Below are 26214 nucleotides of genomic sequence, written 5' to 3'. Positions count from 1 at the left end.
CGCTGCCGATGGGGCGAGGCCATGACCGATCACCAACACCGCCGCGTGCTCCCCGGGGAGTCCACCGTGGTCTGGGAGCCCTGGGGGGACTACCAAGACATTCTTTTGGATCGCTGTCCCGGTGGTATCGCCCGGGTGGCGATCAATCGTCCACGTCGGCGTAACGCCTTCCGGCCCCGCACGGTGGTGGAGCTCTGTGATGCCTTCACGCGGATCCGCGATGCCAGTGACATCGGCGTGGTGTTGTTCACGGGAGTTGGCCCCGCTGAAGACGGTGGCTATGCCTTCTGCGCCGGAGGAGATCAGAGCGTTCGCGGGGATGGCGGTTATCTGGATGAGGAGGGGCTGCCTCGCCTCAACGTGCTCGACCTGCAGCGCATCATCCGCAGCCTGCCCAAGGTGGTGATTGCCCTGGTGGCTGGCTATGCCATCGGCGGTGGTCAGGTGCTTCACCTGCTCTGCGACCTCAGTTTGGCCGCTGATAATGCTGTGTTTGGCCAGACAGGCCCAAGGGTTGGCAGCTTTGACGGCGGCTTCGGTGCCGGCTTCCTGGCCCGGGTGGTGGGGCAGCGCAAGGCGCGTGAGATCTGGTTCCTGTGCCGCCAGTACGGGGCTGAGCAGGCTCTGGCGATGGGTCTGGTGAACGCTGTGGTGCCGCTGGAGCAACTGGAGGCCGAGGGCCTGCGCTGGGCCCAGGAGGTGATGCAGCACAGCCCGACGGCCATCCGTTGCCTCAAGGCGGCCTTCAATGCCGAGACGGACGGCATGGCTGGGATTCAGGAGCTGGCGGGTCAGGCCACCCATCTCTTCTATCGAACGGCTGAGGGCCAGGAGGGCCGTAATGCCTTCCTGGACAAGCGATCCCCCGACTTTTCTGCCTCCCCCTGGCTCCCTTAGCTAAACAAGGTCAGCGCTGCCACCGTTTTCGCTGCCACCGTTTTGCTCCGACCATGTTGCGTCTTCGCCCGCGTCTGCTGCTCAACGCCACGCTGACGCTGACCTTGGTCAGCACCATTCCCTGCTTGGCCCGTGCCCAGGTCCAGGGAGGAGAGACAGCACGTCCGGCTGACCCGATTCCGCCGCTTGCCGAGCCGATCTCCGAGCAAGCTTCCCTGCAGCGCATCCCCCCTGATCTTCTCGATGCGAAGGGACTCCAGTTGGTGCTGGATCGCACCCACCGTCAACTGATGGTGCTGCGCGATGGAGTGCTCACCCATCGCTTCCCAGCCGCCGTGGGCACCGAAGGCTGGGAGACACCGGCCGGTCGCCATCGGGTCTTGCAGAAGATCCATGAGCCGGTCTGGACCCATCCGGTCACCGGCGAGAACATCGGCCAGGGGAAACGCAATCCCCTCGGATCCCGCTGGATCGGTTTCTATCGCGATTGCAAAGGGCGTTCGGGCTGGGATGGTGAGCAGTATCTCGACATCGATGGCTGCACGGTGGCCGGTTTCCATGGCACCCCCTACCGCTGGACGGTGGGCCGAGCCGTCTCTCACGGTTGTGTTCGCCTTTACGAGGAGAATGTGCAGGAGCTCTTCAAGCTGGTTCGTCTGGGAACGCCAGTCACCGTGATTCCCTGAAACTCTGGCCACGTGCGGTTTCTCCGGCGTGATTCCCCTTAAAGTCGCGGCGCCTTCCTGGGGTTTCACCGACCATGCGCATTCTTTTTGCCGCTGCCGAGTGCGCCCCGATGGTGAAGGTGGGTGGCATGGGCGACGTGGTCGGCTCTCTGCCACCTGCCCTGGCCAAGCTCGGCCACGATGTGCGCCTGATCATGCCTGGCTACAGCAAGCTCTGGAGCCGCTTGGCCATAAGCGATGAGCCCATCTGGCGCGCCCAGACCATGGGCACAGAATTTGCGGTCTACGAGACGCGACACCCCAGCAATGGGATGACGATCTACCTGGTCGGCCATCCCGTGTTCGATCCTGAGCGGATCTATGGCGGAGAGGATGAAGACTGGCGCTTCACGTTCTTTGCCAGTGCCGCCTCAGAGTTCGCTTGGAACGTCTGGAAGCCTCAGGTGCTGCATTGCCATGACTGGCATACCGGCATGATTCCGGTCTGGATGCATCAAGACCCCGAGATCAGCACGGTCTTCACCATCCACAACCTCAAGTACCAGGGCCCCTGGCGCTGGAAGCTCGATCGCATGACCTGGTGCCCCTGGTACATGCAGGGAGACCACACCATGGCTGCAGCCCTGCTGTATGCCGATCGTGTCAATGCCGTCTCTCCCACCTACGCCTGTGAAATCCGTACGGCCGAATACGGCGAAAAGCTCGACGGATTGCTCAATTACATCTCCGGAAAGCTTCGCGGCATTCTGAATGGGCTCGATCTAGAGGCCTGGGACCCCGCCACGGATCCTGCGCTTCCCTCCCACTTCAGCGCCGACGACCTGTCCGGTCGTCCCGTGAACAAGCGGGTGCTGCAGGAGCGCATGGGACTCACTGTGAATCCCGACACCTTCCTCCTCGGAATGGTGAGCCGCTTGGTCGATCAGAAGGGGGTTGATCTGCTGCTTCAGGTGGCCGATCGTCTGTTGGCATACACCGACACTCAAATCGTGGTTCTGGGCACCGGTGATCGCGGCCTGGAGTCCGGTCTCTGGCAGCTTGCCTCACGCCATCCCGGACGGGTTGCCGTGTTCCTCACCTACGACGACGCCCTCTCCCGTCTCATCTATGCAGGCAGCGATGCCTTCCTGATGCCAAGTCGCTTTGAGCCCTGTGGCATCAGTCAGCTGATGGCCATGCGCTACGGATGCGTCCCAGTGGTGCGCAAGGTTGGTGGTCTCGTGGACACGGTGCCGCCCCACGATCCCGCCAATCACAGCGGCACTGGCTTCTGCTTCGACCGTTTCGAGCCGGTTGACTTCTACACCGCCCTGGTGAGGGCCTGGGAGGCTTATCGCCATCGGGACAGCTGGCGGGAGCTGCAGCTGCGCGGCATGCGCCAGGATTACAGCTGGGATCGCTCCGCCCTCGCTTACGACCAGATGTATCGCGACGTTTGCGGTCTCAAGGAGCCCAGCCCGGATGCGGCGGCCGTCGAGAGCTTCTCCCTTGGCCAGGAAGCCGATCCCAACCGCAGCCATGCCGATCAAGACTCGTTCGTTCCCGCCCCAGGAGTCGGTCGGGTTCCGCTCGATGGTCCTCGCCGCAATCCCCTGTCCAGACTGCTTGGGAGGAAGCGTTCCTGACGGTTGATGGTGGATCCCTCCAGTCGCGATCAGCCCTCGACCGGGCCGCTGCCGGCGCCCTATGCCAATCCCTGGTCGACATTGCTGGAGAATCTGCGAGCCGTTGTGGCCGACCTGCGGCTGCGGCTTCAGGAGCTGTGGCGTCGTAACGGTGAAGGGACTCTCTCCACCCCAGGGTTCTGGCCCCGTGATCTTGCTCCCCTGTTTTGGCCCCTCTGTCTGCTGCTGTTTCTCTTGCTGATCGGTGGCATCGTGCTGCAGTTCAGGCGGGATCCGTCACCAGAACCCTCCCAGGAGGTGATGCATCTCACCACCAGCCCGCTGTCCGCTGATGGAAGAACCGGTCCGGCGATCTCGGAACCTGCCTCTGACGCATCGGCCCTGGGCGATTTAGTCGTGCCGCCATTCCCGGGGGCATCTTCGGAGCCATCACCCGAGCCCTTCGTGGATCAGGCAGAGCAACAGGCCGTGGATCAGGCTTCCCCTTTCCAGACCTCTGCGCCTCCGATCGACCCACTGCTGCGCTTTCTGAGTGATGACGATGAATGGATCACCGCCGCCACCCCCCAGCCCTCGATCAATGGCGTGCTGTTGGTGGTGTCTGAAGGGTGGGCTGTGCTCCCAGAAGACAGACGTCAGCAGTGCGTTGATCACTGGTGGGAGCGACTGGAAGCAGAGGGGTTCAGTGAGCTGCGCATCGAAGCGGCCGATCAGCGGCTTCTGGCCAGGACAGCTCGTGTTGGCAGCGGCATGATCCTGTTCGAGTCATCGGGACGCTGACCGTGCTGCAGCTCAGGCAATTGATGGAGATCTGGGGGGCTCCCCAAGGTCTGGTCGACCCGGCGCAGTTGGCGCAACCCCTGGGGCCTGTGTGCTCCGACAGTCGCCTGCTCCAGGCCGGTGCCTTCTTCGTGCCCCTGGTCGGCGATCGTTTTGATGGCCACAGCTTCCTCTCTCAGGCAGCTGTTTGCCCTGCCCAGGCGGCTGTGGTCAACCAAGACACCCGTCACCCCATACCGGAGGGCTTACTCCACTGGACCGTTGCCGATACCCAGGATGCCTATCAGCAGCTGGCGTGCCTCCATCGTCGCCAGCTGGCCTGTCCTGTGGTGGCGGTGACGGGCTCTGCGGGTAAAACCACCACGCGCGAACTGATTCGTGCTGCGCTCGCACCGCTGGGAGCTGTCCAGGCCAGTATTGGCAACAACAACAACGACATCGGCGTTCCCCTCACGCTCTTGGGGCTTGGGCCGGAGCACCGTGCTGCAGTGATTGAAATGGGCATGCGTGGCCCTGGGGAAATCGCCCGGCTCTCCCGCTGCGCGGAGCCGCAGGTCGCGGTGATCACCAACATCGGCACCGCCCATATCGGTCGTTTGGGCAGTCGGGAGGCGATTGCGGCGGCCAAATGTGAGATCACCGAGGCCCTGGTCGCCGATGGACTGGTGGTGATCCCGGCCGGGGATCCGCTGCTGGAACAGACGCTTTCCAGCCGCTGGAGCGGCCGGGTTCGTCGTGTCGCACTCGAGGGGGATCCGGACCTGAAGGCCCATCCTCCCGATTGCCTGGGGCGAATCGACGAGGCGGCCGGTCTGCTGGTTTGCAACGGACGCAGGGTTCAGCTGCCACTCGAGGGTCGCCACAACGCCCGTAACCTTCTGCTCGCCCTGGCAGTGGCTGAGGAGCTTGGGGTGGATCTGCAGCAGCTGGAGCGTTTGGAGGTGGACATGCCTGGTGGACGCAATCGTCGTCTGCATCTGGGTGGCATCACCGTGCTTGATGAGACCTATAACGCCTCCCCTGAGGCCGTTCTCGCTGCTCTCGACCTACTCGCGAGCAGTAACGGGCGTCGCTTCGCGGTGCTCGGCACCATGCTCGAGCTGGGTGAGCGCAGTGTGGAGCTTCACCGTCAGGTGGCTGAACGAGCCGTGGCACTCGGTCTTGATGGTCTTGTGCTGGTGGTCGATGGGGTGGAAGCGGAGGCGATGGAACCCATCGCACTGTCCTTGCCAGCCTTTGCTCGGGTCAGCACACCGGAAGACGCCATGAATCCCCTACGGGACTGGCTCCGTCCCGGTGACACGCTGCTGCTCAAGGCCAGCCGCGGGGTGGCTTTGGAGCGACTGCTGCCTCTCCTCGATACGCTGCCGACTGGCTAGGTCGATTCAAGCCGCGCGATTGAAGGGATGGCTGGTCTCTCGGCGAATCAGATCGATCGCCATTGGGTGGTTGCGGATGTAAGGAATCGACTCCATGGCCAACACCCTGGCTTCATGCACATCACGGGCGTAGTAGCAACGTTCGATTGACGCGCTATTGCGGTCCCGATACCGCACGGTGTATCGCTGTTGGGGAGGCATTGCCGCAGCGCGGGGCGCCCTTACGCTCACACGTCACGGCTTTTTCGCCATCGGGTCAGTGCTGAAGAGTTTCTGCTGTTTAACCAGCCCAGTTCTCCTTCACGAGCTGTTTGGCCCGCCCCAGGGCCAGGGCGCCATCGGGAACATCCTTGGTGATCGTTGAGCCGGCACCGATGGTGACCTTGGCGCCGATTGAGACCGGTGCCACCAGCACCGAATTGGCCCCTGTCTTGCTTTCGTCACCAATGATGGTGCGGTGTTTATTCACACCGTCGTAGTTGGCGGTGATGGTGCCGGCGCCCACATTGACGTTGGTTCCTAGCTGGGAATCGCCGATGTAGCTGAGGTGATTCACCTTGGTGCCGTAGCCCAGCTCGCTTTTCTTGACCTCCACAAAGTTGCCGATCCTGCACTGATCACCGATGACCGCAGATGGTCGTAGGTGCGCGAAGGGGCCAATGGCGACGCCATTGCCGACCTTGGCCTCTCGAACCACGGACTGGAGCACGGTCACATCGCAGCCCAGTTCGGCATCCTCGAGCAGGCTTCCGGGACCGATCCGACAGTTGTCCCCGATCTGGCAGCGGCCGCGCAGGTGAGTCTGGGGTTCGATCACCACATCCTGGCCGAAGCTGCAGGCTTCGCTCAGGGTGCAGCTGGCCGGATCGATGAAGGTCACCCCTTCCGCCATCCAATGGTCGCGGAGGCGCTGTTGCAGCAACGCTTCACATTGCGCCAGCTGTTGGCGGTTGTTGATGCCGTTCACCTCGTCGGGGTCTGACACCTCGAGGTGCATGGCTGTATCGAGCATCGCCACGGTGTCGGTCAGATAGAGCTCCCCCTGGTCGTTGTCGGTGCTCAGCTGCGGCAGCACCGTCATCAACGCCTTCCAGTTGAAGCAGTAGATGCCTGCGTTGGTTAAGTCGTTCTGTCGCTGTTCCTCGCTGCAGTCGCGATGCTCAATGATTTCGCTCACTCGGCCTTCTGGATCGGCAAACACCCTTCCATAGCCGGTGGGATCGGCAAGCCGGGCCGTGAGGAGCGTGACATCGGCGCCGCTGCGGCGGTGCTGGCTCACCAGCTGGTCGATCGTCTCCGCTCGCAGCAGAGGCACATCTCCATTCAGCACGAGCAGCTCTCCGCTGAATCCATCCAGGGCCGGCATCAGCTGCTGCACGGCATGGCCTGTGCCGTTCTGGGGTTGCTGCAGCACAAACTCCAGACCATGGAGATGACTGAGCTGCTGCTCGACCCGCTCGGCTTGGTGGCCAACGATCAGCAGACGGCGCTCCGGCTGCAGGTTGCCAGCGCTGGCCAAGACCCGCTCCACCAGGGTGGCCCCAGCCAGGGGCTGCAGCACCTTGGGCAGGGCACTTTTCATGCGGGTGCCTTTTCCAGCGGCCAGAACGGCAACGGCGAGCATGCGCAGCGGTCGAGTCGGGCGGAATCTACCGGGATCTCCGTCGCTTGGGACTCGAGGGCCGATCAGCCCATGGATGCAACACGATGGATCCAGCGTCGCTGCCAACGGCTCGTGCTCTCCAGCGTGCAGCGGCCCTGCTCATCCTGTCGACGTTGCTGAATCGATGCGGCCCTATCCGCCCCCCATGGGTCCCGATAGGGGATGGCCGCACGGGTTTGTAGATGCTCTTGCTCCATGGTGGTGAGGGGTTGCCAGCCGGGCCCGTAGTCCGGCAACGGATCTCTGGGGTTGGGGCGGCTGGCCAGGGTGCCCGAGCTCCACTCCTTGCGTTGGCCTGGAGCCGGCAGCAGCGAGCGCAACTCCAGTCCTGCCCTGCCCAGGCTCCCTCGCACAGCCGCTGCTCTCGAATAGGTGAGCAGGCGTCCTCCGGGAGCTAAGCGCTCCGCCAGACCCCGGAGAAATTCCTCACTCCAGAGCTCGGGGCAGCGGCTGGGGGAGAAGGCATCGTGCAGGATCAGATCAAAGCCGGATCCCGACGGCAACTGCTTGAGGGTCTGGCGCGCATCGCCCCAGAGGACTGTTCCGGCACTGGTGCGGTCTTGCCAGCCACCGTTCCTCTGCAGGGCCTCAAGACGATGGCGTACAGGTTCTGGCCAGAGCTTGAGGAATGGTGCGTGGGCCAACGCCATGGCGAGGGGGCGACGATCCAGCTCCAGCCCCCACCAATCCAATCGAGGTGCTTCTTCCGGCGCCATGGGCCCTTGTCGCTCTTCCAGCTCCGACATCAGGGCGGCGCTGTTGTAGCCGAGGCCAACGCAGACATCCAGCACCCGCAGCGTCGATCCTGCAAGGAAGCGCTGTAGTTCAGCTGGTTGGGCAAATTTTGCCCGCGCCTCCTCGAGAGCTCCCACAGAGCTGTGGAAGGCCTCCTGGAAATGATCACTGTGGAGACTCAGGCTTCCATCCGCTGTTTCCAGGGCTGTCAGATGGCCGAGGGGGCAGTCCTCAGCAGCGCAGTCGCTCAAGATCGCTCCAGAACGTGGGATAGCTCACGGCAGCTGCATCGCTCCGTTCGAGCGTGGAATCTCCATCCGCCAGCATCGCTGCCACCGCCAGGCTCATGGCCACCCTGTGGTCGGTTTCGCTGTCGAGGGCAGCCCCCCGCAGCGACTGGCCTCCGTGGATGATCAGGCCATCGGGCTGCTCTTCGATCGAGGCGCCCATCGCCTTGAGCTGACGGGCCATCACCGCCAGTCGGTCGGTTTCTTTGACGCGGAGTTCGGAGGCGCCGCTGATGCGACTGATGCCATCGCAGAAGCAGGCGGCCACGGCAAGGATCGGCACCTCATCCACCAATCTGGGCATGATCTCTTCCCCGAACTGGAAGGCTTTGAGGGGGCCGTGATGCACGCGCAGATCGCCCACCGGCTCGCCGGCCACATCCCGCTGGTTCAGCACTTCGATTCGTGCCTCCATCTGCTCGAGAATGTCGAGCACACCGGTGCGGGTGGGGTTCAGACCCACGTTTTCGATGGTGATCTCAGCTCCTGGGATCAGTGCTCCGGCCACCAGCCAGAACGCCGCTGAGCTGATGTCACCGGGCACGACAACGTGCTGACCGGTGAGAGTGGCGCCGGGCCTGACGCTGATGTGCCGTCCCATCTCGCCACCCACTGCAAGGTCGGCCCCAAAAGCCCGCAGCATCCGTTCACTGTGGTCTCGGGAATGGGCTGGCTCGATCACAGTGCTTGGCCCTGAAGCGGTGAGGGCCGCCAGCAGCAGTGCCGACTTCACTTGGGCGCTGGCCACAGGTGTGCCCACCACTGCTCCGTGGAGCTTGCGGCCCTGCACCGCCAGTGGTGCATAGTTGCCGCCGTCCCGTCCGCGCACTTCGGCGCCCATCAGGGCGAGGGGCTGTCCGACCCGTTGCATCGGCCGTCGTCTCAGAGAGGCATCTCCACTCAGCACGAAATGACGCCCTTCGCGTCCGGCCAGAAGGCCGAGCATGAGACGCATGGTGGTGCCGGAGTTGCCGCAGTCGAGCACTTCAGAGGGCTCCTCCAGCCCATCGAGGCCCACGCCCTTCACTTGGATCACCGCCCCAGACTCAATCGGGCTGATCTCCGCACCCATTGCCCGCAGGCAGGCGGCCGTGCTGATCGGATCTTCTGCCGGCAGCAACCCCTCAATGGTGGTCGTGCCCTCCGCGATGGCGCCGAACAGCAACGCCCGATGGGAAATCGACTTGTCTCCAGGCACAGTGACCCGTCCGCTCAGACGTCCGCCCGCCTTCAGGTCACGGGGAGAGCCAGTCGTTCCGGACACGTTCGGTCAGCTGCCTTTGGATGCAGCCGATCCTATGGGTCGGTTCTGCAGCAATGCATCCAGGACGTAGCCGAACAGTGCCGGATCGGGGCTCTGATCGTCGAGATCCCCCAAGCCCAGCTCCTCCATGCGGCTGCTCACCCGTGCCTCTAGGTCGGCGGGCCGGCTGAGGGGTTCGCCCCAGGGATGGTTCTTCTCCGGACCGATCTTGGTGGTGGCGTCGATGGCCAGTCGTCCCCCAAGCCCTAGCTGCTCACTGGCGAAATCGAGGCTGTCGAACGGAGTGTTCTCGAGAACGAACAGGTCCCGCTGCGGATCCACCTGGGCTGCAATCGCCCAGACCACCTGGCGGGGATCGCGCACATTGATGTGGCTGTCCACCACCACCACGAATTTGGTGTAAGTGAACTGGGGCAAGGCGCTCCAGAAGGCCATGGCCGCGCGCTTGGCTTGACCCGGATAGGCCTTGTCGATGGAGATCACAGCCAGCTTGTAGCTGAGGGCCTCCATCGGAAGGAAGAAGTCTTTGATCTCCGGAATCTGCTGACGGAGGATCGGTGTGTAGATCCGATTGAGGGCGATCGCGAGCATCGCTTCTTCCTTCGGAGGCCTACCGCTGAAGGTGGTCAGCATGATCGGCTTCCGCCGTTGCGTCATGCAGTGGAAGCGCACGAGCGGCGAATCCTCCACTCCGCCGTAGAAGCCCATATGATCTCCGAAGGGACCATCGGGGAGTACTTCCCCAGGCGTGATCGTGCCCTCGAGAACGATTTCGCTGTGGCTGGGTACGTTGAGGTCGAGGGTTTTGCAGCGGGTTAGACGCACCCCCTCGCCGGCATAGAGCCCGGCGAACAACCATTCGCTCAACTGCACCGGGATCGGAGTTGCGGCTGCCATCACCAGCAGGGGGTGAACGCCGATCGCCACCGCGACTTCAAGCTTCTTGCCCATGGCCGCTGCTTTGCGCAGGTGTCTGGCTCCCCCACGCACGCTCAGCCAGTGCACCGTCATGGTGTTGAAGGACTGCTTCTGAAGGCGGTAGACCCCGACATTGGGAACACCGGTCTCGGGATCCTTCGTGATCACCAGCCCCAGGGTGATCACCCCTCCGGCATCACTGGGCCATGGCCGGATCAGGGGAAGCGCATCGAGTGTCATCGCCTCCCCTTCGAAGACCTGTTGATGGCAGGGCGGCGTCAGGTCTCGATCCGGCACCGCCTTCAGCAGATCCCAAAACACCCGAGCAAAAGCCTTCGTTTCCGTCAGTCCCTTGGGCGGGCGGGGTTGTTGGAGCAAAGCCAGGCGACTCCCGAGGTCTTCCAGCTGTTCGGCCCGTTCCAGACCCATGCTCCAGACCACGCGCTCGACGGTTCCGAGCAGGTTCACCGCGACCGGCATCGAGCTGCCGATCACGTTCTCGAACAGCAGGGCGGGGCCCCCTGCGGCCAGCACCCGATCGGCGACCGCTGCGAGCTCCAGATCCGGATCCACCGGTGCCGTGATCCGGCGCAGTTGTCCTTTGCTTTCCAGCAGCTCGAGAAAGCCCCTGAGATCACGGGTCGCCGGTCCGGAGCGAAACAGGGCCATGGAACTGACAGTGACGGAACGGGCGATCCCGGTACTGTGACGCACCCGCTCCATCTCCGTGGCCATGCAGATCGCTTACTTCCACGTTGCGGCCGATGTGCCGGAGGGGCCGGACAGCTCGAGGGTTGATGCCGCTGTCGTGATCGATGTGCTGCGTGCCACCACCACCATCGCCTGGGCGCTCCATAACGGGGCTGAAGCGGTGCAGACCTTCAGCGATCTCGATGAGCTGCGCACGGCAGCGGCAGCCTGGCCCGCGGGAGAACGTCTGCTGGTGGGTGAGCGGGGCGGCCAGAAACTGGAGGGCTTTGATCTCGGTAACTCCCCGGTAGCCGTGGTGCCCGAGCTGGTGCAGGGCAAGCGTCTTTTTATGAGCACCACGAATGGGACCCGCTCCCTGCAGCGGGTCCGCGAAGTCGCTCGCGTGTTCACTGCAGCGCTTCCCAATCGTCAAGCGGTGGCGGATCGCCTGCTGGCGGAACCCCTGGAGACCGTGTGGATTGTCGGTAGCGGCTGGGAGGGGTCTTATTCCCTGGAGGATTCCCTCGCCGCTGGTGCGCTGGCGTCCCTGCTGATTGCTCAAGGTGGATCCAGCGCCAACGATGAGATGGCGGCGGCGCTCGCTCTCTGGAACCAATGGCAGCAGGATCCCGAGGCCTGTCTTCGCAAGGCCACCCATGGCCAGCGTCTGATCGGTCTGGGGAACCATGACGCCGATTTCCGCTGCTGTGCAGGGCTCGATGAGCTCCGAGTGGTGCCGACCCAGGTGGAGCCAGGGCTGTTGCGAGCTGTCTGAGCGGCACTCTCTGCGGGCTTGCTGATGCGGCAGATCCCTTTACAGTCGGACCCTTTCAGGGATTGCTGTGAGCGACTTTCTGGCGGCGGCTGTGCAACTGACCAGCGGCTCTGATCCGGAGAGCAACTTCAGTGCCGCCGAGGAGCAGATCGAACTGGCGGCCCGCCGTGGGGCGGAGCTGGTGGGCCTGCCTGAAAATTTCGCCTACATGGGGGACGACGCCCGTCGGCTCGAGTTGGCGCCGGCCTTGGCTGAGCAATGCCAACGCTTTCTGGTCACGATGGCCTGCCGTTACCAGGTTGCGATCCTCGGGGGTGGATTCCCCGTGCCGGTGGGCGATGGCCAGCACACCTACCAGCGCGCTCAGTTAGTGGGCCGTGACGGTCAGCTGCTGTCGAGTTACGACAAGATCCACTTGTTTGATGTGGATCTGCCTGACGGCAGCACCTATCGGGAATCGGCGAGTTTCAGTCCCGGAAGCACCCATCCACCAGTGGTCAGCATTCCCGGCCTCTGCCGGGTGGGGGTGTCCATTTGCTACGACGTGCGGTTCCCTGAGCTCTACCGCCATCTCGTCGGCGACGGAGCCGAGGTGTTGATGATCCCTGCTGCCTTCACCGCCTTCACCGGCAAGGATCACTGGCAGGTGCTGCTGCAGGCCCGGGCGATCGAGAACACCGCCTACGTGCTGGCACCTGCCCAGACCGGACAGCACGGAGGCCGTCGTCAGACCCATGGCCACGCCATGGTGATTGATCCTTGGGGCACGGTGCTGGCTGACGCGGGTGTGCTCCCCGGTGCCGCGGTCGCGCCCATCGATCCCGATCATCTGAAGCGCATTCGCGGTCAAATGCCGAGCCTTCGGCATCGCCGGCCCGCCCTGTTCTGATTCCATGCGCCCGGCCCGTTCCCGTCCCCTGGCCCTGCTGGCGCTGGCGCTGCTGCAGCTCCCTGCCGCTTTGGCCTCGTTGCCGGCCAGAGCTGCCAGCGCCCTGGCGGCCTGGTCGTTCACTGACAATGGAGTGCTTGAGCTGCGCACGGCCACCGGTGCAAGGCTTGAAGCCTTCTTTGAGGCTGGTGACCGTCGTCAGGGACCGCGGGTCTGGATTGATTTTCCTGGGGAGCTGAGCCGTTCAAGGAGCGTTCGTGGCAGTGGGGCGCTTCGGGAGATCCGCCTCGGCAAGCCCACGCCCGGCAGCACGCGCTTGGTGCTGGAGTTTCAGCCTGGTGTAGAGCTTGACCCTGCTCGCCTCAAGCTGGTGGGCACGGCCGCCGACCGCTGGAAGCTTGTCTTTGAGGGGATGCCGACCAGGGGCTTGCGTGCCATCGGTGAGGGCGACCTCACGGCTCGTTCCGGTGGTTGGTCGTCGGGGGTGCAGATCACACCGACCCGGACACCGATCAATGCCGCGGGTCTGCCGGATGTTCCCCGTGGTCGTTACCACGTGGTGATTGATCCCGGGCATGGCGGGCCTGATCCAGGAGCGGTCGGCATTGCTGGTTTGCGCGAGACCGATGTGGTGCTCGACATCTCGTTCCAGGTCGCCCAGCTGCTGGAGGCCAAAGGTGTGCAGGTGACCATGACGCGCACGGCGGACGTTGACGTGGACCTCCCCCCCCGGGTGGCACGCGCCAACCGCGTCGGTGCCACGGCGTTCGTCAGCATCCATGCCAATGCGATCAGCATGTCTCGCCCGGAGGTCAATGGCATCGAGACCTTTTACTTTTCGGATCCCCGTTCAGCCCGGCTGGCAGCGCGCATTCAACGTCAGGTGCTCAACGTCTCCCCCGGCAGTCCCGATCGGGGAGTGCGGCAGGGGCGCTTCTTTGTGATCCGACGCACCACCATGCCCTCGGTGCTGGTGGAGACCGGGTTTGTCACCGGCAGGCTCGATGCCCCCCGCTTGGCGATGGCAGATCATCGCCGCCGCCTTGCCCTCGCCATTGCCACCGGCATCCTCGAGTATCTCCAGGAGGCCCGGTGAGCATCTGCCTTGGCCTGTTTGACAGCGGCGTCGGTGGGCTCACCGTGCTTCGGAGCGTGCTGCGCCGTCATGGTTCGGTGCCCGTTGTGTATCTCGGAGATACGGCCCGGGTGCCCTACGGCAGTCGTGCCCCCTCTGAGATCAGGGCCATTGCGGCCGAGGTGGTCGCCTGGCTGAAGGATCAGGACGTCTCCACGGTGGTGATGGCCTGTAACACCACCAATGCCCTAGCCCGCGACGTTACTGAGGGCCAGGCCGGGGTCCCGGTGGTGGGCTTGATCGGTGCTGCTGCCGCCCTCGTTCGGGAAAGTCGGGTTGGAGTGCTCGCAACCCCGGCGACGGTGGCTTCAGGCGCCTATCGCGAGAGCATCGAAGCGCTCCATCCAGGTTCCCTGGTTGTGCAGCAGGCCTGCCCCGATTTCGTGCCGAGGATCGAGGCGGGTGATCTCAGTAGTCCGGAGCTGCGTGAGCTGGCGATGGGTTATCTCAGTCCTTTGCTGGAGGCATCGGTTGAATCGGTGATCCTGGGCTGCACCCATTACCCACTCCTTGAACCATTGCTGCGCAGCCTGCTGCCTGATGGGATCCGCCTGATTGATCCCGCTGAAGGGGTGGCCCGTCAGCTCGATGCACTGTTGGGTAGCCCCGTGGAGGACGGCCATGCCCCTCCGCTCTCGCTCGCCACCACCCGTCTGTGTGTGACGGCGGATCCGGAGGGTTTTGCAACCCGCGCCACCCCCTGGTTGGGAGAACGCCCGCTGGTGGAACTGGTGGACCTGCGACCCCAGGCCTGCTCCCCCTAGGATCGCCGCACCGAGGGGATCCATGGCCACCGTCACAGAGCTGCTGCAGCCGGTTGAACAGGATTTGGAGACACTCCTGAGCGATCTGCGCAGCCTGATCGGGGCTGGCCATCCGATCCTTCAGGCAGCAGCCGAACATCTGTTCAGCGCTGGTGGAAAACGTTTACGCCCGGGGATCGTGCTCCTGATCTCAAGGGCACTCTCTGCCAACGGTGAATTAACGGCGCGACACCGCAGGCTGGCAGAGATCACTGAAATGATCCATACGGCCTCGCTTGTCCACGACGATGTCGTGGATGAGGCTTCGACCCGTCGCGGAGTGGCCACAGTCCATAGCCGTTTCAACCATCGGGTGGCTGTGCTCGCCGGTGATTTCCTTTTTGCCCAAGCCAGTTGGCACTTGGCCAACCTCGATGATCTGGAGGTGGTGAAGCTGCTGAGCCGCGTGATCATGGATCTCGCGGATGGTGAGGTGAAGCAGGGCCTGTTCCGTTACGACACCGGTCAGACCTTTGCAACGTATCTCGAGAAGAGCTACTGCAAGACCGCGTCCCTGATTGCCAACAGCGCCAAGGCCGCTGGGGTGCTCAGTAACGAAAGCAGTGAGCATCTGGATTCTCTTTATCACTACGGGCGCCAGCTCGGACTCGCCTTCCAAGTGGTCGACGACATCCTTGATTTCACGGGTAGCGACCAACAACTGGGTAAGCCAGCTGCCAGTGATCTCGCCAGTGGGTACCTCACCGCTCCAGCGCTCTATGCCCTTGAGGAGCAACCGAAGCTGGCTGGACTCATTGAACGGGAATTCAGCGGTGATGGGGATCTCGCTCAGGCTCTCGAGCTTGTGCGCGCTTCCCGGGCGATTCCCCGCAGCCGTGAACTCGCTGAAACCTTTGCCCGCGAGGCGAGGGAAGCCCTGGCCTGGCTGCCCGAGTCTCCATCCAGGCGGGCTCTGATTGAACTCCCTGAGTTTGTGCTCGGCCGTTTGTATTGACGCGTCAGGTCGCGCCGATGAGAGCGTGCTCAACCTCGTTGAGGTGGAGGATTGTTTGCCAGGTTCCTTGGGGTAGCTGAGCCGAATCAATACCGCTGTTATCGGCATCCAGTAGCCAGAGTCGGCACCCGGCTGCTAGCGCAGCCCTTGATCCCGCCAAGGAGTCCTCCAGGGCCCAGCAGGCACGGACGTCCACTCCCAACCTGTCGGCTGCCAGCAGAAAGGGATCTGCAGCCGGTTTTCCCTGACGAAGATCTGGGTCATCGCCCAGCACCCTGGTTTCGATCAGGGTGAGCCAGGGATGGGGTTCGCATTTGCGCCGCACAGCTTCCTCGGCGCTGCTGGTGACGAGAGCCATGGCAATGTCCAGGCGCCAGCAGGTGCGTAGCAACGCTTCTGCCCCAGGCATGGCTGGCGCTCCGGCCAGCAATCGACGGGCGAACGGTTGTTGCACTGCCAGGAGGTCCTCAGGAGTGATCGATCTCTCCAACCAGCGGATCACCTGTTCGGCACAGTCCTGGCGCCGACGGCCCCGGAGCTGCTTGAGCTGTGTTTCACTCAGCTCTGAGCCGAAATGCTTGGCCGCGGCGGCCCAGGCCTTCCCATGCAAAGGCTCGGTGTCAAGGAGCAGTCCATCCAGGTCAAACAGGCAGGCTGCAGGAGCGGACATGGCCGGTGAGGGCGTAGGCGTTTGAACAAGCGTGTCACCCTGCCCTGACGGGTGGCCGTGACTGGCTTGAATGCGGCCATTGACTGGTCCACCTTCACTGATGGTTTCCGATCCCTCCACCACGATCGAATCGGTGCTCCAGGAGCAGCGCGTTTTTGAACCGCCTGCGACCGTTGCAGCCCAGGCCCGCATCGGCAGCCTGGAGGCCTACCGGGCGATGGCTGAGGCGGCTGCGGCCGATCCCGACGGCTTCTGGGGCGATGCCGCCCGTCGGGAGTTGCACTGGTTCGAACCGTTCCGCAGCGTCCTCGATTGGAGTGATGCACCGTTCGCCCGCTGGTTTGAAGGGGGCACCACCAATCTGTCCTTCAACTGTCTGGACCGCCATCTCGATGGCCCTCGTGCCGAGAAGACGGCCCTGATCTGGGAGGGGGAGCCAGGCGATGTGCGGCGCTTCAGCTACCGCGAGCTCCATGCCGAGGTGTGTCAAGCGGCCAATGCCCTCAAGGCCATGGGCATCGGCAAGGGAGATCTGGTGGCTCTCTATATGCCGATGGTTCCTGAGGCGGCGATCGCCATGCTCGCCTGTGCCCGCATCGGTGCTCCCCACTCAGTGGTGTTTGGCGGTTTTTCCGCTGAGGCCCTGCGTGACCGGTTGATCGATGGCGAGGCCAAGGCGGTGATCACCGCCGATGGCGGGTTCCGCAAGGACAAGCCGGTGTCGTTGAAGCCTGCAGTGGATGCCGCCCTTGCGGATGGGGCGTGCCCCTCTGTGACCGGTGTTCTGGTGGTGCAACGCACCAAGCAGCCCGTGGAGATGGTCGAGGGCCGTGATCAGTGGTGGCACGATCTGGTGGATGCCCAGTCGACCGACTGCCCCGCTGCGCCAATGGCGAGTGAGGATCGCCTGTTTGTTCTTTACACCTCAGGCTCGACCGGGAAACCCAAAGGTGTGGTGCACACCACAGCCGGCTACAACCTCTGGGCCCATCTCACCTTTCAGTGGATCTTTGACATCCAAGAGAACGACGTCTATTGGTGCACCGCTGACGTGGGCTGGATCACTGGTCACAGCTACATCGTTTACGGCCCGCTCTCCAACGGCGCCACCACCGTCATGTACGAGGGTGCACCGCGCCCGAGCAAACCCGGTGCCTTCTGGGAGGTGATCCAGAAGCATGGGGTCACCATCTTCTACACCGCCCCCACAGCGATCCGTGCCTTTATGAAGAGCGGTCGTGATGTGCCTGATCAATACGACATGAGCAGCCTGCGCCTGCTGGGAACCGTTGGTGAACCGATCAACCCCGAGGCCTGGATGTGGTATCGCGATGTGATCGGCGGTAACCGTTGCCCGATCGTCGACACCTGGTGGCAGACCGAGACAGGTGGGGTCATGATCAGCCCCCTGCCCGGTGCCACACCGACCAAGCCAGGTTCTGCCACCTTGCCGCTGCCGGGCATTCAGGCGGATGTGGTGGATGGGGACGGCAACAGTGTGGCGGCCGATGAAGGGGGCTATTTGGTGGTCCGTCGCCCCTGGCCAGGAATGATGCGCACGGTGCATGGCAATCCACAGCGTTTCCGAGAGAGCTACTGGGAGCACATCCGTCCCGCCGATGGCCATTACATCTACTTCGCAGGGGATGGCGCCCGGAGGGACGCCGATGGCTACTTCTGGGTGATGGGTCGCGTGGATGACGTGATCAATGTGTCCGGTCATCGGCTCGGAACGATGGAGATCGAATCCGCCCTTGTGAGCCACCCTGCGGTTGCTGAGGCTGCTGTTGTTGGCCGCCCCGATGACCTCAAAGGTGAGGGCATCGTGGCCTTCGTGACCCTGGAGGCTGGCCGGGAGGCCACCGAGGCCCTGGTAGCGGAATTGGGCGCCCACGTAGGTCAGGAGATTGGCCCGATTGCGCGCCCGGATGAGATCCGTTGCAGCGATGCGCTTCCCAAGACCCGCAGTGGCAAGATCATGCGGCGAATCCTGCGGGCCCTGGCTGCCGGTCAGGAGGTCAGTGGTGACACCAGCACCCTGGAGGATCGCTCGGTTCTCGATCGCTTGCGGGCCTAATGGCAAAGCGGGCTGGGATCAGCCCAGCCCGCTTTGCCATCGAATGATCGCGTCGATCAAGGTCTGGATCCGGCGGCTGCGGCCAGGGTCATCAGCCCAGTCACCCAGCAGTCCCTGGCGCAGTCCGGCGCTAGCTGGCGTGAGGTGATCTCCGGCCAGCTGCAGCCATTCGCTTTGGTCGCCGCTGCGGCTGCACAGGCTGTCGAAGAGCGCGTGGCTTTGATCGAGGCTGTCCTCGCCAAAGCGCACCACCAGGTTCCTGGGGCAGTGGTAATAGCGCTCCACGAGTCGCAGCGTTTCCTCGGGGCCTGGACTGAATTCCGTGGTCACCCCAAGACTGGGGGCCAGGGTGGAGAGCAGGGGAATCGAGCGGTCGGCTGAAAAGTTGTTGAAGCTCAGGGAGATCAGGCCCGCGCTATTGCGCCCTCCGTCCGGAGCCAGAAGGTGCAACTTGCTACCGAGACTGTGTCCAAGGCGCAGGCTGGGCGGAAGGTCTTCAATCCGCTGACGCAATAAGGCACGGCTGCTGCGGAATCCATCCCAGGCCTGCCTGGCCTGAAGCTGATGGTCGAATCCGGGCACATAACTCCAGGCGTGCACTGCCAACCCCTGAGCTGCCAACCCTTCAAGGAGGCGTCGATAGCTCAGTTGGGGAGTGGCAGCTAGGTAGCTCCCGCCGATGAACTCAACCAGGGCCTTCGGTTGCGCTGGCCAGAGACACCAGCTGTCGCCCAGCCTTCGCCAGCGGCTCATGCAGCGTTCTGCAGCTCCTTCACGATGCGGCTGGCCTCGCGCACGTGGGCAGGACCATCCAGCAGGTTGTTGAAGATGTGGCGGATCGTTCCGGACGCATCGATCACATAGGTCACGCGGGCGGGTAGCAGCCCAAGGGTTTTGGGAACCCCGAAGGCCCGTCGTAGCCGCTGATCGCTGTCGCTCAGCAGGGGAAACGGAAGCCCATGGCGTTCACTGAAGCGTCGGTGACTGACGGCGTCATCGCCACTCACGCCCCAGATCTCGGCGCCGAGAGCTTGCAATTCTTCGAAGCTGTCACGAAATCCGCAGGCCTCGGCTGTGCAGCCCGGTGTGTCGTCCTTGGGATAAAAAAAGAGCACCAGGATGCGGCCGCCAAGCTCGCTGTTGCTGCGCGAGACGCCGTTCTGATCGTCCAGGCGGATCTCTGGGGCTTGATCACCGACAGCCAGGGCCATGAATCCCACATCGAGGCGAGCTGCACCCTAGTGGCACTGGCTCAGTCGCTGGAGAATGGCGGTAGCTCGACGGAATCCATGGCAGATGAGGCCTCATCAGCTCAGTTGAACCTGCTCTCCACACCTGTGGAGCCTTCGATTGTCACCACCAAGACCAGTGCACCGGAGACCCTGCTGATTCTCGACACGGAGACCTCGGGGCTGGATCCTCAGGAGCATCAGTGCCTTGAGGTGGGAGCGATTCTGTTTTCTGTCCCGGAGCGTGAGGTGCTGGTGCAGCAGTCGTTTCTGCTGCCCGTGGAGAGCAACTCTGCAGAAGCGATCAACCACATTCCTGCCAGTGCCACCCGCCGGCACCAGCCCTGGAAGGAGGGGCTTCGTTATCTGCAGGCCTTGATGGATGCGGCGGATCTGCTGGTGGCCCACCATGCGGCTTTCGATCGGCAATGGTTTGGGCAGGGGCGCCTGCCAGAGGCACGAGCTCCCTGGTTGTGCACCATGGAAGACATTCGTTGGCCAGCTGAACTGCAACTGCGCTCAAGACCCTCTGTTCGAGATCTGGCCTTGGCCCATGGGGTTCCGGTGTGGGCGGTGCATCGGGCTCTTGCTGATTGCGTATACATCGCGGAGGTGTTCCGACGACGGGAGGATCTCGAGCAGTTGCTTGAGTGGGGGATGGAACCGCGGGTGTTGATGCGCGCTCAGGTCTCTTACGACGAGCGCCATCTCGCTCGCTCAGCGGGTTTCCGTTGGAATGATCCCGTGCAAGGCGCCTGGACCCGTCGCCTCAGTGCCCGTGAGGCTCAGGATCTCGAGTTCCCTGTCATCGCTCTTGATCGGGACGAACCGCTCGCCTCGTGATCGGGGTGCGCATCGACCAAGGATTTGCTTCAGCAGTCCGAAAGGACCCGGACGGTTTGCCTCGCTTGCAGGCACCGGCATCAGCCTGGAGTCATGGCTGCATTCCCCCGCAAGGATCGCTATCGGCGACGGCTGCTTCGTTCCCAGGCAGCCTCCTGGGATCCATTAAGGCTGCGTTTGCGCCACTGGCAGCAGGTGCGCACCTGGGCTCGTCTCATCCGGGAGGCAGAAGCCCTTTGGCATGTGGATGTGCGCGAGCTGAAACGGCTTGGTGCATTGGAACTGTCTCAGTTGCTTGAGGAGGTGCCACCGGCGCAGCGCCAGCGGGTCAATCGCTGGTTGCGACGTTATGCCGTCGCCACTCGGTTGCAGGATCACGATTCGGTAGCGAAGCGAACCGATCGCCCCGGCTCTGCTCACTAAAACAGACAAAAATCAGCCCTGTAGAGACTTTTGCTCGGATTCTTAACCTTGCGCTAACGACTGAATCGCTGTTTCTTGGCTACTCCTAGGGCGCCGATTTCCCTAAGGCTTGCCATGAGCTTCGCTAAGAAGGCTCTTCTTTTCTCCTCCGTGCTCGCTCTCGGAGCCGGTGTGTCTGCTTCCGCCGCCGATCGTCTCAACGGTGCCGGTGCTACTTTCCCCGCCAAGATTTACCAGCGCTGGTTCGCTGAGCTCGCCAAATCCGGCGGCCCTCAGGTCAACTACCAGGCCGTTGGTTCCGGTTCCGGCCGTAAGGCTTTCATCGATCAGACCGTCAACTTCGGTGCGTCTGATGACCCGATGAAGAAGAAGGACATGGACAAGGTGAAGCGTGGTGTTGTGCAGATCCCCATGGTGGGAGGCACCATCGCCTTCGGTTACAACAAGCCCGGCTGCAACCTGAAGCTGACTCAGGCTCAGGCTGTCAAGATCGCCATGGGCAAAATCACCAAGTGGCAAGAGCTTGGCTGCGCCCCCGGCAACATCACCTGGGTGCACCGTTCTGATGGTTCCGGTACCACCAAGGCCTTCACCGCTTCCCTGGCTGCCTTCTCCCCCGAGTGGACCCTGGGTGCTGGTAAGTCCGTCAAGTGGCCTGGAGCCAATGCTGTCGGTGCTAAGGGCAACTCCGGCGTTGCCGGCGTGATCCAGAGCAAAGTCGGCGCCATCGGCTATGTGAACCAGTCCTACATCAAGGGCAACGTCAAGGCTGCCGCCCTCCAGAACAAGTCTGGTGAGTATGTGCTGCCTAGCTTCACTTCCGGTGCCAAGGCCCTGAACGGCATCACCCTCGATGCTGATCTGGCCGGTTCTAACCCCAACCCCACCGCCAAGGGTGCCTATCCCATCGCCACCCTCACCTGGGTGCTGGCTTACAAGACTGGCAACGGCAAAAACACCGATACCATCAAGAAGACCTTCAACTTCATGCTGAGCGACAAGGCTCAGGATCAGGCCGATAATATGGGTTTTGTTCCTCTCAAGGGCGGCATCCTCAGCAAGGCCCGCGCTGCTGTGAACAAGATCGGTAAGTGATCGCTCATTGAGTGACCGCTCATTGCCGACTCAAGGGGGGCCGTATGGCCCCCTTTTTTGGTTGCATTGTGTTTTAGGAAACTTTTAGGTGAGTCTTAACGCTTCGCCTACCGAGTCTTTGCCTGAGAGGTCTGTCGCGCTCCATACAGTCGGGTGTATCCCAGACACGCATTCCAATGGTTGCTGTTCCCTCCCGCGATCGTGCACCTCGTCGCGAAGGATTTCGCGATCTTTTGGAGGCGAATTATCAGAAACGCAACCTGGTGCATCTCAGTGCAGGCAGCGTTGTTCCACTACTCAAGAACAACCTTTGGTTGGTAGTGCGTGGCATGGTGAAGCTCGGTGCCGTGTCTGTGCATGGCGATGAGTTGCTGCTGGGTCTGGCTGGCCCCAATGAACCCTTTGGTGAGCCCCTGAGCACGGTTGAGGCCTATGAAGCCGTCACCCTGAGTGACTGTGATCTTCTTTGTCTGACCATGGCCGAGGTGGAGCAATCACCGCAGCTTGCGGTGGCCATGCTCGAGGCCGTCTCCATGCGCTACCGCCAGGCTGAATATCTTCTTTCCCTCCTTGGCCTTCGCCGTGTGGAGGAGCGGGTCAGGGGCTTCCTGGAGCTGCTGGCCCAGGATTATGGACAGGCCTGTGAGGATGGGCTGCGCCTCAATCTGCGCCTCACCCATCAGGAAATGGCCAGTGCGCTCAGCACCACTCGCGTGACGGTGACACGGGTGATCGGTCTGCTTCGCGACGAAGGATGGCTGAAGATCGATGAGCAGCGTCACTTGGTGATCACGCACCTGCCCAAGCGTTGAGCTCACAAAGAACGAGACAAAAAAAGCCCCTCGATGAGGGGCTTTTTCATGGGGTGACGGAACAAAGAAGAATCGGAGCGGCGGGATTTGAACCCACGACCCCCACTACCCCAAAGTGGTGCGCTACCAAGCTGCGCTACGCCCCGGCAGATGCAAGTTATCACAAGGCATTGCCCGCCCCTGAGCGTCGTCGGATTCGCTTCAGGAGTCGGTTTGTGAGTGCCTGACGGGTGTCTTCGCTGTAGCCCCGCAGACGCAGATCTCTGGCCAGCTGACGCAGTTCCGCCAGATTCATCGACGCCAGGTGCAGCTCAGGCACGGCGCGCCACGCTCGGGAGCGCATGGGAAGCGGGGCGCCACCAGGGCGTCCCCCCAGGGTGATGGTGCCATCGGCCAGCCATTCCGGGATCAGCACCACGAGCACGGCGATCAACCCATAAAGCTCCACCAATCCCCGTGGCAACGGGTGGAGCTGACGTCGCTGATGGGGATCGGAGGGAGACGTCACGACCAGCGATCGATGCACTGCCGACCATCACCTTGCCAGGATTCGGCCGTGCTGGGCACTGGGGTGGTCAGATCTGAAGGGATCCTGCCGGCTTTTGATCTGGAGCGGTTCGCCAGAGCAGCGGAGGTTCGCTTCCGCCTGACTGTGGGCGCTGAGAGAACACGAGAGCAAAAACCAGCAGCAGCGTGCAGGCCAGCGCCAGCAACACACCCCAGTCAGGCCACGAGGGTTTCATCGTTCAAGGGTGATGGGAGCGTTATCACCGCGCAGGACGCAGTGACTGATGCTCCAGTCGTAGTGACTCCAAACGTTGGCAGGCAGCTTGTAGTCGGCGCCTGGAAACGCCTCCAGGGGGACTCCTGTCGGCATGGCGGAGCAGTACGGACGGCTTCCGGGTTTGGCCAGATACTGCTGGTGGTATGTCTCGGCTGGGAAATAGGTCTGATTCGCACTGATCTCGGTGGTGATCGGTCCCATGCCTCTGCTGATGAGCCCTTGTTGGTACGCGTCACGACTGGTTTCAGCCAGCTGCAGCTGCTCTGGGGTGGTGGTGTAGATCGCTGATCGGTACTGGCTGCCCTGGTCATTGCCCTGACGGTCCCCTTGGGTCGGGTCATGGCACTCCCAGAACAGCTTCAACAGATCACTGAATGCAATCGCTGGGGTGCTCCAGACCACGCGGACGATTTCGGCATGGCCCGTGCGACCGCTGCAAACCTGCTGATAAGTCGGGGAGGGAGTGCGCCCACCGGCATAGCCAACACTGGTCGTCACCACACCTGGAAGGCGCCAGAAGCCTTTCTCCGCTCCCCAGAAGCAGCCGCAGCCGAACATCGCTTCCTCCTGGTCATCCATCAGGGGGGCGTGCAGCGGGGTGCCGAGCACGGCATGGCGCTCAGGCGCAGCTGCCGCGTCGTTCGCGGAGGCACCGGTCAACCAAGAGGGAAGCATCAGGCTGAAACGTCTTGGCTGAACCCTAGGAACCTTGCAGGGGGTCCAGCTGAATGTGGTTGAGCAGGGTTGTCACGAAGGCGAACAGAAGGAACGGCAGGCTCAACACCAGGATCAGGCCAACGCCGACGAGCGCAAACAGTGGACGGCTAGCCCCCATCAGTCCGAGGCCTGCCGCCAGGCTGACGAAGATCACGGCCATCCAGGCCAGCACCTGGAGGTAGATATCACCAAACGTGAGGGTGCAGCGCACCGCAAAGGGGGTGCCGGTGGTCATGGGCTGCAGGCCAGGGGAGCATCTCCAGCTAAGCCGCGGTTCGCGCTTCAGGCCACCGCTTCGAGACGTTCCGCAGCTTGTTCCCTCTCCCAAAGCCGTCGATAGGTTCCCTCCCGTTCCACCAGTTCGCTGTGGTGACCCTGCTGGACCAGGCGTCCCTCTTCGATGACCAGGATCCGATCGCAGGCAGCGGCGGCGGAGAGCTGATGACTGATCATCAGGATCGTGCGCTGCCGTTGCTGACGGATTGAGGCCAGGATCGCTGCAGCGGTGTTGTTGTCAACGCTGGCGAGGGCATCGTCTAGCACCAGCACTGGCGCGGTCATCAAGAGGGCGCGTCCCAGCGCAGTGCGCTGACGCTGGCCACCACTCAGGGTGATGCCCCGCTCGCCCACCAGGGTCTCGAAACCGTCGGGGAAACCTTTCACGTCGTCCAGCAAGCGCGCCTGTTCTGCGGCAGCTTCGACGGCTTCGATCGAGGCATCTGGTTCGCCGTATCGCAAGTTGTCAGCCAGGGAGCTCGTGAACAGATAGCCCTCCTGGGGCACCAGGGCTATCCGTCGGCGTAGGTCGTCGAGGCGCATGGCCGTGACATCGCAGCGATCGAGATACAACGCACCAGAGCCCACCTCCACCATCCGGCCCAGAGCTCGTGCCAGCGTGGTTTTGCCGCAGCCAACAGGACCCACGACCGCGACCAGCTCCCCGGGTTCAATCACAAAGGAGAGACCGCAGAGCGTGTCGCGCTCACTGCCGTCGTAGCGGATGTGCAGATTGCGGGCCTCGATTCGGCCTTGGCCTGGTTGGGTTGGTGTCTGGGGATCAGCAGGGTTTTGAATCCGCGGACGACGCGTCAGGAGTTCCTCCACTCGCTCGAGGCTCACCTGACCGGTCTGGAAGGTGTTGAGGGTGAAACCCAGGAGCGCCGTGGGGAACACCAGCCGCTCCACGTAGAGAATCAGGGCCACCAGACCACCGATTGAGAGCGTTCCTTTCTCGAGCTGACCGCTACCGAGTGCCAGCAGAAGCAGGAGAGAGATGGAAGAGATCCCCTCCAGCAGGGGGAACAGGGTGCTGCGGGTGCGGGCAAGCCGAATCGCTGCATCGCGATAGTGACGGTTGCGCTCCTGGAAAGCAGCCTGCTCCTGGGGCTCCTGGCCGTAGATCTTGATGGCTGCGATTCCTGAGAGATCTTCCTGAATCAGATCGCTCAGGCCGGCGAGCTCTTCTTGCTGGCGGCGTTGTTGGCGCATCATGCGTCCGCCGAAGAGGCGAACTGACCCCAGCATCAGGGGATAAAGGGCGATCGCCGCCACCGTGAGGCCGGGGTCGATCGTCAGCATGGCCGGAAGGGTGAAGGCATAGGCCAGGGCGGTGTTGGTGAGGCTGAGGACTGCAAAACCAAGCAGTCGGCGCACGTTTTCAACATCACTGGTGGCCCGGCTGATCACCTCGCCGCTGCCGGTGGTCTGCACCCAGCCCGGCTCCTGAAGCAGCATCTGATCAAACAGTTTTTGGCGCAGTTCGACCTCCACCTGCCGGCCAACCCCGAACACCAGCTGGCGCGAGATCAGACGCACCGCCCCCATCACGCTGGCCAGCAGCACAATCCAGCCGGCCTGACGCAGCACGTCACCCACAGCGAAGCCGTCCTGCAGTTCATCGATGATCCGGCGCACTTCCAGAGGGATCGTGACGCTGAGGACGTTGACGATCACCAAAGCCACGGCACCCAGCAGCACTGTGCGGCGGTGGGGGCGAAGGTAGCGACCGATCAGATCAAGACGAAAGGCTGCCATTCACTCGCCGGTGCAGGAATCAACTTAGGAAGTGGTGTGCTGGTGCTGG

Annotated in this window: 27 protein-coding genes and 1 tRNA gene; 15 read left to right on the top strand and 13 right to left on the bottom strand. The window is 62.9% G+C overall.

The genetic code is table 11. The features are described from left to right. Positions 1-21 precede the first annotated feature (21 nt). The 5 genes from menB (at position 22) to murF (ending at position 5367) form a co-directional block, all read left to right on the top strand. Positions 22-897: a 1,4-dihydroxy-2-naphthoyl-CoA synthase gene (menB, locus tag H0O21_RS11390; RefSeq protein WP_185189731.1), complete on the top strand. Its 876-nt coding sequence runs from the start codon at positions 22-24 to the stop codon at positions 895-897. A 53-nt stretch (positions 898-950) separates the two neighbouring features. Beyond that, positions 951-1583 (top strand): L,D-transpeptidase, encoded by a 633-nt coding sequence (locus H0O21_RS11385; RefSeq protein ID WP_185189730.1) that lies wholly within the window; start codon positions 951-953, stop codon positions 1581-1583. Positions 1584-1657: 74 nt separating this feature from the next. After that, a complete protein-coding gene (gene glgA, locus H0O21_RS11380) occupies positions 1658-3208 on the top strand; it encodes a glycogen synthase GlgA (RefSeq protein WP_185189729.1) in 1551 nt (516 codons plus the stop codon). Between the two features lie 6 nt (positions 3209-3214). After that, positions 3215-3988: a hypothetical protein gene (locus H0O21_RS11375; protein WP_185189728.1), complete on the top strand. Its 774-nt coding sequence runs from the start codon at positions 3215-3217 to the stop codon at positions 3986-3988. A gap of 23 nt (positions 3989-4011) precedes the next feature. Continuing rightward, complete coding sequence (gene murF / locus H0O21_RS11370) at positions 4012-5367, top strand: UDP-N-acetylmuramoyl-tripeptide--D-alanyl-D-alanine ligase (RefSeq protein WP_185191016.1); 1356 nt, start codon at positions 4012-4014, stop codon at positions 5365-5367. Between the two features lie 6 nt (positions 5368-5373). Here murF and H0O21_RS11365 read toward each other — a convergent pair whose 3' ends face one another. From H0O21_RS11365 to H0O21_RS11345, 5 genes are all read right to left on the bottom strand, one after another. Continuing rightward, on the bottom strand, positions 5374-5568 hold the full coding sequence (locus H0O21_RS11365; RefSeq protein WP_131455484.1) for a hypothetical protein: 195 nt from the start codon (positions 5566-5568) through the stop codon (positions 5374-5376). Positions 5569-5647: 79 nt separating this feature from the next. Then, positions 5648-6991 (bottom strand): bifunctional UDP-N-acetylglucosamine diphosphorylase/glucosamine-1-phosphate N-acetyltransferase GlmU, encoded by a 1344-nt coding sequence (glmU, locus tag H0O21_RS11360; RefSeq protein ID WP_185189727.1) that lies wholly within the window; start codon positions 6989-6991, stop codon positions 5648-5650. Positions 6992-7053: 62 nt separating this feature from the next. Then, positions 7054-8016 carry a tRNA (5-methylaminomethyl-2-thiouridine)(34)-methyltransferase MnmD gene (locus tag H0O21_RS11355; RefSeq protein ID WP_185189726.1) on the bottom strand — a complete coding sequence of 321 codons (963 nt, stop codon included), beginning with the start codon at positions 8014-8016 and terminating at the stop codon, positions 7054-7056. Next, positions 7997-9316 (bottom strand): 3-phosphoshikimate 1-carboxyvinyltransferase, encoded by a 1320-nt coding sequence (gene aroA, locus H0O21_RS11350; protein WP_185189725.1) that lies wholly within the window; start codon positions 9314-9316, stop codon positions 7997-7999. Before aroA ends, H0O21_RS11355 begins: the two co-directional genes overlap by 20 nt. A 6-nt stretch (positions 9317-9322) precedes the next feature. Then, positions 9323-10903 (bottom strand): UbiD family decarboxylase, encoded by a 1581-nt coding sequence (locus H0O21_RS11345; RefSeq protein ID WP_185191015.1) that lies wholly within the window; start codon positions 10901-10903, stop codon positions 9323-9325. Positions 10904-10967: 64 nt separating this feature from the next. Between H0O21_RS11345 and H0O21_RS11340 the strand changes: the two genes are divergently transcribed. From H0O21_RS11340 to sds, 5 genes are all read left to right on the top strand, one after another. Next, positions 10968-11699 (top strand): 2-phosphosulfolactate phosphatase family protein, encoded by a 732-nt coding sequence (locus H0O21_RS11340; protein WP_185191014.1) that lies wholly within the window; start codon positions 10968-10970, stop codon positions 11697-11699. Between the two features lie 67 nt (positions 11700-11766). Next, positions 11767-12588 carry a carbon-nitrogen hydrolase family protein gene (locus H0O21_RS11335; protein WP_131455480.1) on the top strand — a complete coding sequence of 274 codons (822 nt, stop codon included), beginning with the start codon at positions 11767-11769 and terminating at the stop codon, positions 12586-12588. A gap of 4 nt (positions 12589-12592) precedes the next feature. Next, positions 12593-13684, top strand: a complete 1092-nt coding sequence (locus tag H0O21_RS11330) for an N-acetylmuramoyl-L-alanine amidase (RefSeq protein WP_131455479.1) — start codon at positions 12593-12595, stop codon at positions 13682-13684. Then, on the top strand, positions 13681-14487 hold the full coding sequence (gene murI / locus H0O21_RS11325) for a glutamate racemase (RefSeq protein ID WP_185189724.1): 807 nt from the start codon (positions 13681-13683) through the stop codon (positions 14485-14487). The genes H0O21_RS11330 and murI overlap by 4 nt, the downstream gene beginning before the upstream one ends. A 22-nt stretch (positions 14488-14509) precedes the next feature. Further along, a complete protein-coding gene (sds, locus tag H0O21_RS11320; RefSeq protein ID WP_185189723.1) occupies positions 14510-15481 on the top strand; it encodes a solanesyl diphosphate synthase in 972 nt (323 codons plus the stop codon). A gap of 4 nt (positions 15482-15485) precedes the next feature. Here the strand turns inward: sds and H0O21_RS11315 are convergent, their stop codons facing one another. Further along, entirely contained in the window at positions 15486-16151 is a 666-nt protein-coding gene (locus H0O21_RS11315; RefSeq protein WP_185189722.1) for an HAD family phosphatase, read from the bottom strand. Between the two features lie 100 nt (positions 16152-16251). On the opposite strand from H0O21_RS11315, the gene acs reads away from it, so the two are divergent. Further along, positions 16252-18228, top strand: coding sequence for an acetate--CoA ligase (gene acs / locus H0O21_RS11310; protein ID WP_185189721.1), 1977 nt, complete (start codon positions 16252-16254; stop codon positions 18226-18228). Between the two features lie 18 nt (positions 18229-18246). Here the strand turns inward: acs and H0O21_RS11305 are convergent, their stop codons facing one another. Together H0O21_RS11305 and H0O21_RS11300 are read right to left on the bottom strand one after the other, a co-directional pair. Beyond that, complete coding sequence (locus H0O21_RS11305; RefSeq protein WP_185189720.1) at positions 18247-18981, bottom strand: DUF1350 family protein; 735 nt, start codon at positions 18979-18981, stop codon at positions 18247-18249. Next, positions 18978-19439, bottom strand: coding sequence for a peroxiredoxin (locus tag H0O21_RS11300; protein ID WP_131593340.1), 462 nt, complete (start codon positions 19437-19439; stop codon positions 18978-18980). The genes H0O21_RS11305 and H0O21_RS11300 overlap by 4 nt, the downstream gene beginning before the upstream one ends. 78 nt (positions 19440-19517) lie before the next feature. On the opposite strand from H0O21_RS11300, the gene H0O21_RS11295 reads away from it, so the two are divergent. From H0O21_RS11295 to H0O21_RS11280, 4 genes are all read left to right on the top strand, one after another. Next, the gene (locus H0O21_RS11295) at positions 19518-20300 is read left to right on the top strand and encodes a 3'-5' exonuclease (RefSeq protein WP_185189719.1); all 783 of its coding nucleotides are present in this window, start codon (positions 19518-19520) and stop codon (positions 20298-20300) included. A 93-nt stretch (positions 20301-20393) separates the two neighbouring features. Further along, the gene (locus tag H0O21_RS11290) at positions 20394-20723 is read left to right on the top strand and encodes a hypothetical protein (RefSeq protein WP_240789273.1); all 330 of its coding nucleotides are present in this window, start codon (positions 20394-20396) and stop codon (positions 20721-20723) included. A gap of 114 nt (positions 20724-20837) precedes the next feature. Further along, a complete protein-coding gene (gene pstS / locus H0O21_RS11285; protein ID WP_185189718.1) occupies positions 20838-21818 on the top strand; it encodes a phosphate ABC transporter substrate-binding protein PstS in 981 nt (326 codons plus the stop codon). A gap of 176 nt (positions 21819-21994) precedes the next feature. Further along, a complete protein-coding gene (locus tag H0O21_RS11280; protein WP_131455471.1) occupies positions 21995-22630 on the top strand; it encodes a Crp/Fnr family transcriptional regulator in 636 nt (211 codons plus the stop codon). A 72-nt stretch (positions 22631-22702) separates the two neighbouring features. Here the strand turns inward: H0O21_RS11280 and H0O21_RS11275 are convergent. The 5 genes from H0O21_RS11275 to H0O21_RS11255 form a co-directional block, all read right to left on the bottom strand. Further along, positions 22703-22776 (bottom strand) — tRNA-Pro (locus H0O21_RS11275). Positions 22777-22790: 14 nt separating this feature from the next. Beyond that, positions 22791-23138: a hypothetical protein gene (locus H0O21_RS11270; protein WP_185189717.1), complete on the bottom strand. Its 348-nt coding sequence runs from the start codon at positions 23136-23138 to the stop codon at positions 22791-22793. A 231-nt stretch (positions 23139-23369) separates the two neighbouring features. Next, a complete protein-coding gene (gene msrA / locus H0O21_RS11265) occupies positions 23370-24089 on the bottom strand; it encodes a peptide-methionine (S)-S-oxide reductase MsrA (protein ID WP_185189716.1) in 720 nt (239 codons plus the stop codon). Positions 24090-24114: 25 nt separating this feature from the next. After that, complete coding sequence (locus tag H0O21_RS11260; RefSeq protein WP_131455468.1) at positions 24115-24366, bottom strand: hypothetical protein; 252 nt, start codon at positions 24364-24366, stop codon at positions 24115-24117. Between the two features lie 47 nt (positions 24367-24413). Then, entirely contained in the window at positions 24414-26165 is a 1752-nt protein-coding gene (locus H0O21_RS11255) for an ABC transporter ATP-binding protein (RefSeq protein ID WP_185189715.1), read from the bottom strand. Positions 26166-26214: the final 49 nt, after the last annotated feature.

The organism is Synechococcus sp. HK01-R (assembly GCF_014217855.1).
Taxonomy (GTDB): Bacteria; Cyanobacteriota; Cyanobacteriia; order PCC-6307; family Cyanobiaceae; genus Synechococcus_C.
The sequence above is the reverse complement of the archived record's forward strand: the minus strand, read 5'-3'. Positions and strand labels throughout refer to the sequence as shown.

Bases quoted from the DNA above. Each gene is read 5' to 3' on its own strand.
- H0O21_RS11375 (WP_185189728.1), top strand. From the start codon at position 3,215: ATGGTGGATCCCTCCAGTCGCGATCAGCCCTCGACCGGGCCGCTGCCG.
- acs (WP_185189721.1), top strand. From the start codon at position 16,252: ATGGTTTCCGATCCCTCCACCACGATCGAATCGGTGCTCCAGGAGCAG.
- H0O21_RS11300 (WP_131593340.1), bottom strand. From the start codon at position 19,439: ATGGCCCTGGCTGTCGGTGATCAAGCCCCAGAGATCCGCCTGGACGAT.
- H0O21_RS11340 (WP_185191014.1), top strand. From the start codon at position 10,968: ATGCAGATCGCTTACTTCCACGTTGCGGCCGATGTGCCGGAGGGGCCG.
- H0O21_RS11385 (WP_185189730.1), top strand. From the start codon at position 951: ATGTTGCGTCTTCGCCCGCGTCTGCTGCTCAACGCCACGCTGACGCTG.
- sds (WP_185189723.1), top strand. From the start codon at position 14,510: ATGGCCACCGTCACAGAGCTGCTGCAGCCGGTTGAACAGGATTTGGAG.
- glmU (WP_185189727.1), bottom strand. From the start codon at position 6,991: ATGCTCGCCGTTGCCGTTCTGGCCGCTGGAAAAGGCACCCGCATGAAA.
- H0O21_RS11315 (WP_185189722.1), bottom strand. From the start codon at position 16,151: ATGTCCGCTCCTGCAGCCTGCCTGTTTGACCTGGATGGACTGCTCCTT.
- msrA (WP_185189716.1), bottom strand. From the start codon at position 24,089: ATGCTTCCCTCTTGGTTGACCGGTGCCTCCGCGAACGACGCGGCAGCT.
- H0O21_RS11290 (WP_240789273.1), top strand. From the start codon at position 20,394: ATGGCTGCATTCCCCCGCAAGGATCGCTATCGGCGACGGCTGCTTCGT.
- H0O21_RS11330 (WP_131455479.1), top strand. From the start codon at position 12,593: ATGCGCCCGGCCCGTTCCCGTCCCCTGGCCCTGCTGGCGCTGGCGCTG.
- H0O21_RS11295 (WP_185189719.1), top strand. From the start codon at position 19,518: ATGGCAGATGAGGCCTCATCAGCTCAGTTGAACCTGCTCTCCACACCT.
- H0O21_RS11345 (WP_185191015.1), bottom strand. From the start codon at position 10,903: ATGGCCCTGTTTCGCTCCGGACCGGCGACCCGTGATCTCAGGGGCTTT.
- glgA (WP_185189729.1), top strand. From the start codon at position 1,658: ATGCGCATTCTTTTTGCCGCTGCCGAGTGCGCCCCGATGGTGAAGGTG.
- pstS (WP_185189718.1), top strand. From the start codon at position 20,838: ATGAGCTTCGCTAAGAAGGCTCTTCTTTTCTCCTCCGTGCTCGCTCTC.
- H0O21_RS11255 (WP_185189715.1), bottom strand. From the start codon at position 26,165: ATGGCAGCCTTTCGTCTTGATCTGATCGGTCGCTACCTTCGCCCCCAC.
- murF (WP_185191016.1), top strand. From the start codon at position 4,012: ATGGAGATCTGGGGGGCTCCCCAAGGTCTGGTCGACCCGGCGCAGTTG.
- menB (WP_185189731.1), top strand. From the start codon at position 22: ATGACCGATCACCAACACCGCCGCGTGCTCCCCGGGGAGTCCACCGTG.
- H0O21_RS11260 (WP_131455468.1), bottom strand. From the start codon at position 24,366: ATGACCACCGGCACCCCCTTTGCGGTGCGCTGCACCCTCACGTTTGGT.
- H0O21_RS11280 (WP_131455471.1), top strand. From the start codon at position 21,995: ATGGTTGCTGTTCCCTCCCGCGATCGTGCACCTCGTCGCGAAGGATTT.
- H0O21_RS11365 (WP_131455484.1), bottom strand. From the start codon at position 5,568: ATGCCTCCCCAACAGCGATACACCGTGCGGTATCGGGACCGCAATAGC.
- H0O21_RS11305 (WP_185189720.1), bottom strand. From the start codon at position 18,981: ATGAGCCGCTGGCGAAGGCTGGGCGACAGCTGGTGTCTCTGGCCAGCG.